The sequence below is a fragment of the Bradyrhizobium sp. HKCCYLS3070 genome, assembly GCF_051167575.1.
Taxonomy (GTDB): domain Bacteria; phylum Pseudomonadota; class Alphaproteobacteria; order Rhizobiales; family Xanthobacteraceae; genus Bradyrhizobium.
In genome coordinates this window covers 703,216-715,812 of the sequence record NZ_JBNPTI010000001.1, presented here as the reverse complement: position 1 = coordinate 715,812, position 12,597 = coordinate 703,216, and the positions used below count along the sequence as shown (strand labels likewise).

The window sequence follows — 12,597 nt, the reverse complement described above, 5'->3', positions numbered from 1 at the left end:
CGTCCATCACGATTGCGTTCATCATCTCAGTCAGAACCCATCTCAATACGACTTCGGCAAACCGAGGACCTTCTCAGCGATGAAGCTGAGGATCAGTTGCGGGCTGATCGGGGCGATGCGGGGGATCAGGGATTCCCGCAAATAGCGCTCGACGTGATACTCGCGCGCATAGCCGAAGCCGCCATGGGTCATCACCGCCTGCTCGCAGGCGTGGAAGCCGGCTTCGGCGGCGAGATATTTCGCGGCGTTCGCCGCCGGGCCGCAAGGCCGGCCCTGGTCGTACTGCCAGCCGGCCTGCAGCACCATCAGCCACGCGGCCTCCAGCTCCATCCAGTTCTTCGCCAGGGGATGCTGGATGCCCTGGTTCTGGCCGATTGGGCGATTGAACACGTTGCGCACCTTCGCATAGGCCGACGCGCGCGACAGTGCGAGATGACCGAGCCCGACGGCTTCGGCGGCAATCAGGATACGCTCCGGATTCATGCCGTGCAGGATGTAGTCGAAGCCGCGCCCCTCCTCGCCCAGGCGATCCTCGACCGGAATCTCGACATCCTCGAAGAACAGCTCATTGGAGTCGACCGGCTTGCGGCCCATCTTCTCGATCTCGTGCACCTTGATCCGGCTGCGGTCGAAATCGGTGTAGAACAGGCTGAGCCCATGGGTCGGGCGCTTCACCTCCTCCAGCGGCGTCGTGCGCGCCAGCAGCAGAATCTTCTCGGCGACCTGCGCGGTCGAGATCCACACCTTCTGGCCGTTGACGATGTAGCGGTCGCCCTTGCGCACGGCACGCGTCTTGAGCTGGGTGGTGTTGAGGCCGGTGTTCGGCTCGGTCACGGCGAAGCAGGCCTTCTCGCTGCCATCGACGATGCCCGGCAGCATCCGCGCACACTGCTCTTTGGTCCCGAACACGACGACCGGATTGAGCCCGAACACGTTCATGTGGATCGCCGAGGCACCGGACATGCCGGCGCCGGATTCGGCGATGGTGCGCATCATGATCGCAGCATCGAGAATGCCGAGCCCGGAGCCGCCATACGCCTCCGGGATGCAGATGCCGAGCCAGCCAGCCTCGGCCAAGGCCCTGTGGAAGTCGGCGGGAAAACCGCCCTCCTTGTCCTTCTTCAGCCAGTAGGCATCGTCGAAGCGAGCACAGATTTTGGCCACCGCATCGCGGATCGATTCCTGGTTGGCGGAGAGCGCGAAATCCATCGTCTCACTCCCTGGCAGGCGCCGGCGTCGTCACGCCGTCGCGGATCATCGCGGCGATCTCCTCGTCCGAGAAACCAAGCTCGTGCAGGATAACCGCGCCATGCTCGTTCGGCCGTGCCGCCAGACGCAGCGGCTCGGCCTTGGTCTCGGACCAGGTCGCGGACACGCGGGTGCTGCGGATCGGACCTTCGGTCGGATGTTCGACCACGGGAAAGAAATCGGTCGCCACGAGGTGCGGATCGTTCAGCAGGCTTTCGAGGTCGTGCATCGGCATGACCGGCACATCGGCGGCATCCAGCAGATCGGTCCATTCGGCCGTGGTGCGCGTCTGAAAGATGCGCGCGAGCTCGGCATAGACGAAATCGATGTTGGCGGCACGCCGGGCAAAGCTGTTGAACCTGTCATCCGCGCGCAGGTCGGTGCGGCCGGACGCGGTGAAGAACGCGTCCCATTGCTTGTCGTTGTAGACGATCACGCAGATATGGCCGTCGGCGGTCTTGTAGGGCCTGCGGTCGGGCGACAAATGCCGCGCATAGCCGCCCTTGTCGAGCGGGGGCTGGTAGGTGAGCCCGCCCATGTGGTCGCCCATGATGAAGGCCGACATGGTCTCGAACATCGGCACGTCCAGGCGCTGGCCGCGCCCGGTGCGGTCACGGTGCACGAGGCTGGCGCAGATGGCACCGACCGCCGTCAGGCCGACGATGCGGTCGACCAGCGCATTGGGCACATAACGCGGCGTGCCGTCACCGGCGACCGCCATCAGATGCGACAGCGCCGCCCCGCCCTGGATCAGGTCGTCATAGGCCGGTTTGGCCGCATAGGGACCATCCTGGCCGAAGCCGAACACACCGGCATAGACCAGCCGCGGATTGAGCGCGGAGACCACGTCATAGCCGAGGTTCAGCCGCGCCATCGCCTGCGGCCGGATGTTGTAGAGCAGGACGTCGGCGTCCTTGATGAGCCGCAGCGCGGCCTCGCGTCCCCTGGGCTTCTTGAGGTCGAGGCAGATCACGCGCTTGCTGCGGTTGGTATTGAGATAGACCGGCCCCATGCCCGGATGATGCCACGGGCCGATCTTGCGGGTGACGTCTCCTTCCGGCGATTCCACCTTGATGACATCGGCGCCGTAGTCGCCGAGCGTCTGGGCGGCATACGGCCCCATCAGCACGGTGGTCATGTCGATGACCTTGATGCCCGCAAGCGGTCCCATCGTGGCGTCGGCTCCCTCGATGCTTGTTGTCGCCAGAGCTAACGGCACCTGATGTTCCCTAGCAAGCCGCCGCGCGGGTATGGGGCCATGCGTCAGATCCCCCGCCGCAACATTCCGTGTCGCGGATCACGGACGACGACCGCCGCGCTGCACCAGATGTTCCCCGCCGCGAGCTGCATTCTAGGATTCCATTTCAGCGTTCAGGTGTGTCAGCATGCCGGTCCAACATCCAAAACAAACACGAGGGAGAACACTCATGACGCTCTATCAGGGCAAATGCTTCTGCGGCGCGGTCGAGATCGAGGCCGATGGCGAGCCGGAGGCGATGGGCTATTGCCACTGTTCGTCGTGCCGCTCCTGGTCGGCCGGTCCGGTCAACGCCTTCACCCTGTGGAAGCCTGCGAACGTGCGGGTGACCAAGGGGGCTGACGCGATCGGCAGCTATCACAAGACCGACATGAGCCACCGCAAATACTGCACCAAGTGTGGCGGGCATCTGATGACCGACCACCCGCCGCTCGGCATGATCGACGTCTATGCCGCGACGATTCCGACGCTGAAGTTCACGCCCGGTGTGCACGTCAACTACGCGGAGACGGTGCTGCCCATCAGGGATGGCCTGCCGAAGCTGAAGGATTTCCCGGCGGAGTTCGGCGGCTCCGGCGAGATGATGCCGGAGTGAGACAAGGTCTGCTTTTCGCAAGCACCCAAGCATCGATGGCCTCGCGACAGGATCTGTCCGAGCTGTGCTGATCGAAGCCGCCCCCTTCGAAACAGAGGGCGCAGGGAAGGCCGGGTGCCGACTGGCACCCGTGGCCCCCGTGCGAAAGAAAGCACGGGGAGAGAACCACAGGTTCAGCCGGACCGACCCGGCCTTCCCTGCGCGATGGTTTTCACGCTTATTTCGCGCTCTCCTCGGTGCGCCGGCTTTTGGCCACCGTCGTCCTTGGGGATCATCATGCCCCGCGAACTTGGCATCAGCGTCGGGATGCCGGGACCACGCGACTTCACGTCCGCGCCATGCCGTTCGTCCGCGCAGACAAGCTACGCTGCGACACGTCGCGGCCACCGCCTCCCTGCCTCAACGTTCGTGACGATCGCGAAGCGCCCCTCGTGGCGAAGCAGGATGGGGAGAGTGAAGCATATTTTCTGGAAAAGCGAAACATGAATCTTTTTGACCAGGGGACTGGACAGGCCAAATCAGCCTGAAGGCCCTGGAGAAAATCGCCGCTTGGCCGATCCCGGCAGAGTTCCGCAAAAGCGCATGGGGATGATGCGCTCCGGCCCGCCGAAATGGATGGTGAAGGGAGCACGGAGTTCCGTATGATCTGCGGCGAGCCATCACGGGGTGCCCTGATCAATGCCCGCCGATCTCGTCCAGACCTTCCGCGCGTTCGCCTACAACAATGCCTGGGCCAATCACCGGCTGCTGACCGCCTGCGGCCAGCTCAGCGCCGAGGATTTCGCTGCCGAGCGCACGGGCTTTTTCCCCAGCCTGCAGCGGACGCTGAACCACATCTACATCATCGACCTATTCTACATCGACGCGCTGGAAGGCGGCTGGCTCGGCCCGATGGCGTGGCAGAACGAGGTGCCGTTCCCGCGCCTCGCAGATCTTGCGAAGGCGCAGGGCGCGATGGACCGCCGGCTGATTGCATTCTGCGAGGCGCTGACGCCGGCGCGGCTCGACGACACCGTCCGCATCAACCGCGAGAGCCGGGTACAGAACGAGCGCTGCGACCGGCTGCTGCTGCACCTGTTCCAGCACGACATCCATCACCGCGGCCAGGCGCATGCCATGCTGTCGAGCACGTCAGTGAAGCCGCCGCAGCTCGACGAGTTTTTCCCTGCGGATGATTCAAGCTTGCGGGCGAAGGATTTCGTCGAGCTGGGGTTCAGCGAGGAAAAGGTGTGGCGGAGCTGATGCACGCGTGGCTTCCCTCCCTCCGTCATTCCGGGGCGCGCGCAGCGCGAGCCCGGAATCCATAGCCACAACCGGCCGTGGGGCGCGAGATGCTCGTGGCGCCTGCCTTCGACACACCTCGTCCTGTGGTTATGGATTCCGGGCTCATTCGCGCTGCTTCAAAATGGCTTCGCCATTTTGCGCGCGAATGCCCCGGAATGACTGGGAGGAGAGATCAGCACGAGGCATTGGCCCACACCTCGCGCGGAAGCCGGTACATCACCTGCCGGCGCAACGGGCTGTCCGCCTCGACTCGCGGATGATCGAAATCCGACGCCTCGTTCCTGATCATGCCGAGCTTGCGCATGACGTTCTGTGACGCCTGATTGGCCGGCGCGGCATAGGCGATGATCTCGTGGAGGCCGAGCTCATCGAAGCCGAACGTGAGCGACGCCCGCGCCGCCTCGGTCGCAATCCCCCGCCCCCAGGCCGCGCGCGACAGCCGCCAGCCGATCTCGACCGCCGGCGTGAACGGCGCATCGAAGGCGACGCGGAACAGGCCGGTGGCGCCGAGGAAAGTGCCGGTGGCGCGATCTTCGACCACCCAGAAGCCGAAGCCGTGCGCGGCCTGATGGGCGATCTGGAAATCGATCCACCGGTCCGAGTCCTGCCGCGTTGGCAGCGCGCGGAGGAATTGCATCACGGCCGGATCGGCGGACATCGCCGCGAACGGCGCGCGATCGTCGTCGCGCCACTCGCGCAAGGTCAGGCGTTCGGTGGAGATGATCATGATGGGCAATCGGACCAGTCAATGACAAAGAGCTTCCGCATCGCGGAAGCTCTCCTGTATCACCGTCATTGCGAGGAACGCAGCGACGAAGCAATCCAGAGCGGCACGCGCGGCCCCGGATTGCTTCCGCCGCCGCCTTTCGGGCGATGGCGGACAAGTCGCTTCGCTCGCAATGACAAACGATAGACGGTCGTTGATCCTTACTTCGCCGGCTCCAGGATCGAGACGTAGTTGGCCACGGCCGCACCGCCCATGTTGAAGATGCCGCCAAGCTTGGCATTGGGGAGCTGCATGCCTTCCGGCGCGGAGCCGGTGAGCTGCATGGCGGTCATGACGTGCATGGAGACGCCGGTGGCGCCGATCGGGTGGCCCTTGGCCTTGAGGCCGCCGGACGGATTGACCGGCAGCTTGCCGTCCTTGAGCGTCCAGCCCTCCTTGATGGCGCGGGCACCCTGCCCCCGCGGCGTCAGGCCCATCGCCTCGTACTCGATCAGTTCGGCGACCGTGAAGCAGTCATGGGTCTCGACGAAGGAGAGATCGGACAGCGTGACGCCGGCTTTCTCCAGCGCGCGCTGCCAGGCCACGGTGCAGCCCTCGAAGGCGAGGATGTCGCGCTTGGACATCGGCAGGAAATCCTGCGCGTGCGCGGTCGCGCGCACGTTCACTGCTTTCGCGAAGGACTTCGCGGTCTCGCTGTCGGTCAGCACCAGAGCGGCGGCGCCGTCGGACACCAGCGAGCAGTCGGTGCGCTTCAGGGGGCCGGCGACGTAAGGGTTCTTCTCGCTCTCGGAGCGGCAGAACTCGAAGCCGAAATCCTTGCGCATCTGCGCGTAGGGATTGGCGACGCCGTTCTTGTGGTTCTTGGCGGCGATCAGCGCCAGCGCGTCGGACTGGTCGCCGTATTTCTGGAAATAGCCCTGCGCGATCTTGCCGAACACGCCGGCGAAGCCGCCGACGGTGTCGCCGTCCTCCGGCAGGTAGGACGCCTTGAGCAGGTTCTTGCCGATCTCCGGGCCCGGTGTGCGCGTCATCTGCTCGACGCCCACGACCAGCACGATTTTCGCGGCGCCGGCGGCGATGGCGCGGATGCCCTGGTGCACGGCGGCCGAGCCCGTCGCGCAGGCGTTCTCGACCCGGGTCGCCGGCTTGAAGCGCAGCGCCGGATCGGCCTGCAGCACCAGCGAGGCGGTGAAATCCTGGGGCGAGAAGCCCGCGTTGAAATGGCCGAGCACGATCTCGTCGACGTCACCGGCCGAGATGCCGGCGTCGGCGATCGCCTCGTTGGCGACCTTGACGACGAGGCTCTCGACGGTCTCGGCGTCGAACTTCCCGAATGGCGTATGCGCCCATCCGACGATGCTGGCGGTCATGCTCTCTCTCCCGAATGTCTCCCTGCCCCTCAAATGGCGCTTTGCGCCATGTGAGTCCAGAGGCTGGCGGCCGTCTCAGGCCACGAACTTGCCACCGAGCTCATCCTCAATGTGAATCCGGATGATGTCGTCGAAGGTCTTTTCCTCGGTGGTGAAGCCGAGTTCGCGAGCCCGCTTGGCCTCGAAATTCCGCGGCCAGCCGGCGACGATGCCCACAATGAAGGGATCCGGCTCCCGCTTGATGCGATCCGCCACCTTGTCGCCTGCCACGCGACGCAGGGCTGCGATCTGCTCGCCAACCGTCGCCGACAGGCCGGGCATGGTCAGGTTCCGGCGTGGGCCGATCTTGGCCGTGTCCATGGTTGCGGCATGCAGGAGGAAGCCGACCGCCGAGCGCGGCGTGGCGTGCCAGTGGCGGACGTCCTCGGACACCGGCAGCACGGCCTCCTTGCCGGCCAAGGGCTCGCGCAGGATGTTGGAGAAGAAGCCGGAGGCGGCCTTGTTGGGCGCGCCGGGGCGGATGCAGATGGTCGGCAGGCGGATGCCGACGCCATCGAAGAAGCCGCGGCGGCTGTAATCGGCCAGCAGGAGCTCACCGATCGCCTTCTGGGTGCCGTAGCTGAGCAGCGGCGCGTTGACGAACTCGTCGCCGATGGCCTCGGGGAACGGCGCGCCGAACACCGCGATCGACGAGGTAAAGACCAGCCGCGGCTTGTAGCCGTCGCCGATCAGCCTGACCGCGTCGAACAGCATCCGCGTGCCGTCGAGATTGATGCGGTAGCCCTTGTCGAAATCGAGCTCGGCCTCGCCGGAGACGATTGCGGCGAGATGGAAGATCACGTCGGGACGGTCGGCGACCAGCTTCTCGGCGAAACCGGGCACGGCGAAATCGCCGGCGATGGTGTCGACGGCGATGGACGTGTCGGGCTTGGCCGGCGCGACGATGTCCTGCAGCGTCATGCGAGTGATGGCCTTGTCGCCGAGGCGGCCGTCGCGGACGAGACGCTCGACCAGCTTGCGCCCGACCATGCCGGCGGCGCCGAGAACGAGAATATGCAAGGGTATGCTCCTTCAAATGCAACGATTGGGCGTGGTCTCAACGTTCGTCATTGCGAGCGAAGCGACTTGTCAGCCATAGCCCGAAAGGCGACGGCGGAAGCAATCCAGAGTCATCGGAATGGCTCTGGATTGCTTCGTCGCTTCGTTCCTCGCAATGACGGGAGTTGAGATCCGCGTGAGCAGCAAGCGACGCCTTGACCCGGCTCGCGGACAAAGCCGCCTACTCCTTCACCGCGCCGGTCATGGCCGACACATAATGCTCGACGAAGAAGGCGTAAAGAATGACCAGCGGCAGCGAGCCGACCAGGGCGCCGGCCATCAGCGATCCCCATTTGTAGATGTCGCCGTCGACGAACTCGTTGACGATGGCGACCGGCACGGTCTTGTTCGGCGTCGACTGCAGGAAGGTCAGCGCGTAGATGAACTCGTTCCAGCACAGGGTGAACGAGAAGATGAAGGCCGAGATCAGGCCGGGCACGGCGAGCGGCACCACGATCTTCACCAGGATCTGCCAGCGGCTGGCGCCGTCGATCAGCGCGCATTCCTCGAGCTCGAACGGGATGGTCTTGAAGTAGCCCATCAGCAACCAGGTCGAGAACGGGATGAGCAGCGTCGGATAGACCAGGATCAAGGACAACGGCGAGTCGAACAGCCCATAGGCCTGGATCACCGAGGCTAGCGGGATGAACAGGATCGACGGCGGCACCAGATAGGCGAAGAAGATCAGCACGCCGACGGTGTCGGCGCCCTTGAAGCGCAACCGCACGATCGCATAGGCCGCGAGCACGGAAGCGAAGATCGACAGCGTGGTGGCGCCGACCGCGACATACATCGTGTTCCACAGCCAGCGCGGATACTGCGTCTCGAACAGCAGCTTGGAGATGTGCTTGAAGGTCGGATGCACCACCCAGAACGGATTGTACTTCTCCATGTCGATCAGCTGCTCGTCCGGTTTGATCGACGTCAGCCCCATCCAGTAGAACGGGAACAGCAGCACCACGAGGATGATGCCGAGCGGCAGATACAGCGTGATCAGCCGGCGCGGCAGCGACTCGAGGTAGCTCATGCCCTCGGATTCGTCGGTGCCGGCCGTGGTGGGCGCCTTGGCGTGCAGCGTGGTGTCGGTCATTGGTCGGATCCTTGCTGCCATTTGCGCCGTTGCATGCCAAACCAGGAGATCGCGATCGCCGCCATCAGGAACGGGATCATCGCGGTGGCGATCGCGGCGCCCTCGCCGAGCCGTCCGGAGATGATGCCGCGCTGATAGCTCAAGGTCGCCATCAGGTGCGTGGCGTTGACGGGGCCGCCACGGGTGAGCGCCCAGATCAATTGGAAGTCGGTGAAGGTGAACAGCACCGAGAACGTCATGACGACCGCGATGATCGGCGTCAGCAGCGGATAGGTGATGAAGCGGAAGCGCTGCCAGCTGGTGGCGCCGTCGAGCGTGGCGGCCTCATAGAGCGAGGGCGACACGGTCTGCAGGCCGGCCAGCAAGGTGATCGCGACGAACGGCACGCCGCGCCAGATGTTGGCGATGATGACGGAGGCGCGCGCCCAGGAGGTGTCGCCGAGGAAGTTGATGTTCTGGGTGATGACGCCGAGCTTGATCAGCGACCAGGAGATGATCGAGAATTGGGAATCGTAGATCCACCAGAACGCGATCGCCGACAGCACCGTGGGCACGATGAAGGGGATCAGCACGATGGCGCGGATCATCGCCTTGAACGGCATGTGCCGGTTCAACAGCAGCGCGAGATAGAGCCCGATGGCGAATTTGATGGCGCTCGCCACGATCGTGTAGAGCAGCGTGTTGAACACCGACAGCCAGAAGATCGAGTCGTCCCACAGCCATTCGTAGTTCTCCAGACCGACGAAGACGCCGCTGCGGCCGATCTTCTCGTCGGTGAAGCTCATCCAGACGCCGAGCCCCAGCGGATAGGCCAGGAACAGGATCAGGAAAGCCGCCGCGGGCAGCATGAACCACAGCGCGATCACGTTGCGGTTGGTCTTGATGCGCACCCATGCCGAGGGCTCGCCGACGGCGGCGCCTCGTGGCAACGAGGTCTGAATGGTACTCATTTATCCAGCAGCTCCCTTCGAACCGTGGGGTGAGCGACGCGCGCCCACCGGCGTTCGGGACGGATAGAGTTACTCCGTCATTGCGAGGAGCGAAGCGACGAAGCAATCCAGAGTCCAACGTTCGGCCCTGGATTGCTTCCGCCGTCGCCCGTCGGGCTATGGCGGACACGTCGCTGCGCTCGCAATGACGGTGGGCACGGCGCGTTGCGCCTTGCCCACCCTCCGACGATGGCGACCGGCGCTCTCGCGCGCCGGTCGGCCTCGCCTCAGCGGAAGATGCGCTTGGCGGAGCGCTCGGCGCTCGCCATCGCCGTCTTCACGTCCTCGCGGCCCGTGCAGTAGTTCGCGAACATGTCGACCAGGACGAAGTCGGCGATCGCGGCCGCAGCGGCCTCGCCGAGCTTGCCGACGCCGGCCGGCGTGGTCGCGGTCGCCGCGACGTCGCGATACGGCGTGTTCTTCGGATCGACGGTCCAGATCGGGTTGGCGTCATAGGCCTTGAGGAAGTGCGACAGGTAGCCCTGCGCCGCCTCGATCCACGGATTGAACTGCTCCGGTTCCAGCATGAAGGCGGTGAACGCCTTGCAGGTCTGCGGATACTTCGAGAAGTTGAACACCAGGATCGGGAAGCCCAGATGCATCTCGCGGGTCTTGCCGTCGAGGCCGGGCGGCAGATGCGCGTGGTTCATGTCCTCGGCGATCTGCGGCGCCTCCTTCTTGGCGGTCACGTAGATCGAGATGCCGTTGACCGTCGCGTAGAGCTGGCCGGCCAGGAACGCCTTGTTGTTGGAGCTATCGTTCCACGACGCGGTGCCCGGCACGAAATTGTCGTACAGGCCCTTGACGTATTCGAGCGCCTTGGCGGTCTCCGGCGAGTTGATGACGACCTTGTTGTCCTTGTCGATCAAATTGCCGCCGTGCGCCCACAGCGCCCAGTGCACCCAGCCATTGGCGTCGCCCGAGGCATGGCCGAGCGCCATGCCGCCCGGGGTGCCGTTCTTGTTCATGGCCTTGAAGAACTCGGACATTCCCGCGAGATCCTTCGGGAACTCCTTGAAGCCGGCCTTTTCAGCCGCCGAGACGCGGTAGTTGATGAGACCGCCGGTGGCCGCCACGGGAATGCCGATCCACTTGCCGTCGAGCATGCCATAGGCCTTGCCCGAGTCGGTCCAGCCGCCGCACTTCTTGCCGAGGTAATCGGCGACGTCGGTCATGTCGACGCACTTGTTGGAGAACAGGAAGGGCAGCGTGTAGAGGCCCCACACCATGTCGAGCCCCTGCCCCGTATTGGCCGCGACCGAGGCCTTGGGCTGGACGTCGTCATAGGATTCGTTGGAGACGTTGATGGTGACGTTGTTGGCCTTCTGGAAGGCGTCGACGATCTTCATGAAGGCCACGTCCTCGGCCTCGACGAAGCGCTTCCAGCGCATCATGTTGATCTTGGCGCCGGGCTCGGGCTTGAAGGGCGAGGTCTGCGCCCAGGCCTTGGCGTAGCCGAGCAGGTCCTCGGCCGACATGGTCGCGGCAGCCGCCAGCAAGGTCGCGCCGCCCTTGAGCAGAGACCGTCGATCGGTGGGGAAATGAGCCATCTGAAGTTTTCTCCCGTTGAGTATTTTGCTTGTTTTGTTTGTTGTGTCGTTGCGTCGAGCGGCCGGCTCAAATCCTCCGGCCGCTATCCTTGTCGAACAGATGCGCCGCCGACGCGCGCGGGCGCAAATGGATCTTCTCGCCGGGATTGACCTCGTGGCGATCGCGGAACACCGCGATGATGTCCTGGGTGCCGATGCGGGCGACGATCTGCGTCTCCGAACCGGTCGGCTCGACCACGACGACCTCGGCTTCGATGCCGTCGCTGGCGAGCTCGAGATGCTCGGGCCGCACGCCGTAGACGACGGGGCGGCCGTCGGAGGCAGCCGGCGCGGTGAGGATCGGCAGCCGGGCGCCGTTCTCGGTCTCGACATAGACCGAGCCGTTGGACTTGAGGTGGCCGTTGAGGAAGTTCATCGCCGGCGAGCCGATGAATCCGGCCACGAACTGGTTGTCCGGCTTGTCGTACAGATCGAGCGGCGAGCCCATCTGCTCGACGATGCCGTCATGCATCACGACGATCTTGTCGGCCATCGTCATGGCCTCGATCTGGTCGTGGGTGACGTAGACGGTGGTGGTCTTGAGACGCTGATGCAGCTCCTTGATCTCGGTGCGCATCGCGACGCGCAGCTTGGCGTCGAGGTTCGACAACGGCTCGTCGAACAGGAACACCTGCGGATCGCGCACGATGGCGCGGCCCATCGCGACGCGCTGGCGCTGGCCACCGGAGAGCTGGCGCGGATAGCGGTCGAGCAGCGGCGTCAGCGCCAGGATCTCGGCGGCGCGCGCGACGCCCTTCTTGATGTCCTCCGGCCGTGCGCCGCGCAGCTTCAGCGAGAAGCCCATGTTGTCGGCGACCGTCATATGCGGATATAGCGCGTAGTTCTGGAACACCATCGCGATGTCGCGCTCTTTCGGCTGCACGTTGTTGACGACGCGCTCGCCGATCGAGATGGTTCCGGCGGTGATGTTCTCGAGCCCTGCGAGCATGCGCAGCAGCGTCGACTTGCCGCAGCCGGACGGCCCGACCAGCACGACGAACTCGCCATCCTCGATCGGAATCGTCACGCCGTGCAGCACTTCGAATCCGCCGAATGATTTGCGCACGTCGCGAATTTGCACCGACGACATCAATTTCCTCCTCAAAGACCGACAGCATTGGCTGCTTGCCGGCGGCATTCTGACCGTTGTTCTCGGCCGTTTGATCAGGCCGCTTGTCGTTTTGTAGTCCTGGTCGTGCAGTCTTGTTTTTGATGGTCTTGTTGGCTCTGGTCGTTCCGACCGGCTCCGAAACAGGGCCAGTGCGGCCGACATTGTCCGCAGTTCAGTTCGCTTCCGCAATGCCTCGCTTAGCAACCGCGTGATAGCGCTGTCAATATCGCTTGTGTAC

At 64.5% G+C, this 12,597-nt stretch carries 11 protein-coding genes; 2 read left to right on the top strand and 9 right to left on the bottom strand.

What is annotated here, in order from left to right; genetic code table 11:
* Positions 1-42: 42 nt before the first annotated feature.
* Positions 43-1,209 carry an acyl-CoA dehydrogenase family protein gene (locus tag ACQR03_RS03235; RefSeq protein ID WP_315749745.1) on the bottom strand — a complete coding sequence of 389 codons (1,167 nt, stop codon included), beginning with the start codon at positions 1,207-1,209 and terminating at the stop codon, positions 43-45.
* A gap of 4 nt (positions 1,210-1,213) precedes the next feature.
* Positions 1,214-2,419 carry a CaiB/BaiF CoA transferase family protein gene (locus tag ACQR03_RS03230; protein ID WP_315749743.1) on the bottom strand — a complete coding sequence of 402 codons (1,206 nt, stop codon included), beginning with the start codon at positions 2,417-2,419 and terminating at the stop codon, positions 1,214-1,216.
* Positions 2,420-2,675: 256 nt separating this feature from the next.
* Here ACQR03_RS03230 and ACQR03_RS03225 point away from each other — a divergent pair, with 256 nt between their 5' ends.
* The gene (locus ACQR03_RS03225; RefSeq protein ID WP_315749742.1) at positions 2,676-3,101 is read left to right on the top strand and encodes a GFA family protein; all 426 of its coding nucleotides are present in this window, start codon (positions 2,676-2,678) and stop codon (positions 3,099-3,101) included.
* A gap of 678 nt (positions 3,102-3,779) precedes the next feature.
* The gene (locus ACQR03_RS03220) at positions 3,780-4,343 is read left to right on the top strand and encodes a DinB family protein (RefSeq protein WP_315749740.1); all 564 of its coding nucleotides are present in this window, start codon (positions 3,780-3,782) and stop codon (positions 4,341-4,343) included.
* 214 nt (positions 4,344-4,557) lie between these two features.
* Here the strand turns inward: ACQR03_RS03220 and ACQR03_RS03215 are convergent, their stop codons facing one another.
* From ACQR03_RS03215 to ACQR03_RS03185, 7 genes are all read right to left on the bottom strand, one after another.
* On the bottom strand, positions 4,558-5,112 hold the full coding sequence (locus tag ACQR03_RS03215; RefSeq protein ID WP_316173940.1) for a GNAT family N-acetyltransferase: 555 nt from the start codon (positions 5,110-5,112) through the stop codon (positions 4,558-4,560).
* Positions 5,113-5,312: 200 nt separating this feature from the next.
* The gene (locus tag ACQR03_RS03210) at positions 5,313-6,482 is read right to left on the bottom strand and encodes an acetyl-CoA acetyltransferase (protein ID WP_316173942.1); all 1,170 of its coding nucleotides are present in this window, start codon (positions 6,480-6,482) and stop codon (positions 5,313-5,315) included.
* A gap of 75 nt (positions 6,483-6,557) precedes the next feature.
* A complete protein-coding gene (denD, locus tag ACQR03_RS03205; protein ID WP_316192707.1) occupies positions 6,558-7,541 on the bottom strand; it encodes a D-erythronate dehydrogenase in 984 nt (327 codons plus the stop codon).
* Between the two features lie 220 nt (positions 7,542-7,761).
* On the bottom strand, positions 7,762-8,670 hold the full coding sequence (locus ACQR03_RS03200) for a carbohydrate ABC transporter permease (RefSeq protein WP_315714455.1): 909 nt from the start codon (positions 8,668-8,670) through the stop codon (positions 7,762-7,764).
* On the bottom strand, positions 8,667-9,620 hold the full coding sequence (locus ACQR03_RS03195; protein ID WP_316192708.1) for a carbohydrate ABC transporter permease: 954 nt from the start codon (positions 9,618-9,620) through the stop codon (positions 8,667-8,669). Before ACQR03_RS03195 ends, ACQR03_RS03200 begins: the two co-directional genes overlap by 4 nt.
* A 266-nt stretch (positions 9,621-9,886) precedes the next feature.
* Positions 9,887-11,209 (bottom strand): ABC transporter substrate-binding protein, encoded by a 1,323-nt coding sequence (locus ACQR03_RS03190; RefSeq protein ID WP_315714457.1) that lies wholly within the window; start codon positions 11,207-11,209, stop codon positions 9,887-9,889.
* Positions 11,210-11,276: 67 nt separating this feature from the next.
* On the bottom strand, positions 11,277-12,338 hold the full coding sequence (locus ACQR03_RS03185) for an ABC transporter ATP-binding protein (protein ID WP_315714458.1): 1,062 nt from the start codon (positions 12,336-12,338) through the stop codon (positions 11,277-11,279).
* Positions 12,339-12,597: the final 259 nt, after the last annotated feature.

Coding starts and splice junctions, on each gene's coding strand:
- ACQR03_RS03185 (WP_315714458.1), bottom strand. CDS start 12,338: ATGTCGTCGGTGCAAATTCGCGACGTGCGCAAATCATTCGGCGGATTC.
- ACQR03_RS03235 (WP_315749745.1), bottom strand. CDS start 1,209: ATGGATTTCGCGCTCTCCGCCAACCAGGAATCGATCCGCGATGCGGTG.
- ACQR03_RS03215 (WP_316173940.1), bottom strand. CDS start 5,112: ATGATCATCTCCACCGAACGCCTGACCTTGCGCGAGTGGCGCGACGAC.
- ACQR03_RS03190 (WP_315714457.1), bottom strand. CDS start 11,209: ATGGCTCATTTCCCCACCGATCGACGGTCTCTGCTCAAGGGCGGCGCG.
- ACQR03_RS03200 (WP_315714455.1), bottom strand. CDS start 8,670: ATGACCGACACCACGCTGCACGCCAAGGCGCCCACCACGGCCGGCACC.
- ACQR03_RS03225 (WP_315749742.1), top strand. CDS start 2,676: ATGACGCTCTATCAGGGCAAATGCTTCTGCGGCGCGGTCGAGATCGAG.
- ACQR03_RS03230 (WP_315749743.1), bottom strand. CDS start 2,419: ATGGGACCGCTTGCGGGCATCAAGGTCATCGACATGACCACCGTGCTG.
- ACQR03_RS03220 (WP_315749740.1), top strand. CDS start 3,780: ATGCCCGCCGATCTCGTCCAGACCTTCCGCGCGTTCGCCTACAACAAT.
- ACQR03_RS03210 (WP_316173942.1), bottom strand. CDS start 6,482: ATGACCGCCAGCATCGTCGGATGGGCGCATACGCCATTCGGGAAGTTC.
- ACQR03_RS03195 (WP_316192708.1), bottom strand. CDS start 9,620: ATGAGTACCATTCAGACCTCGTTGCCACGAGGCGCCGCCGTCGGCGAG.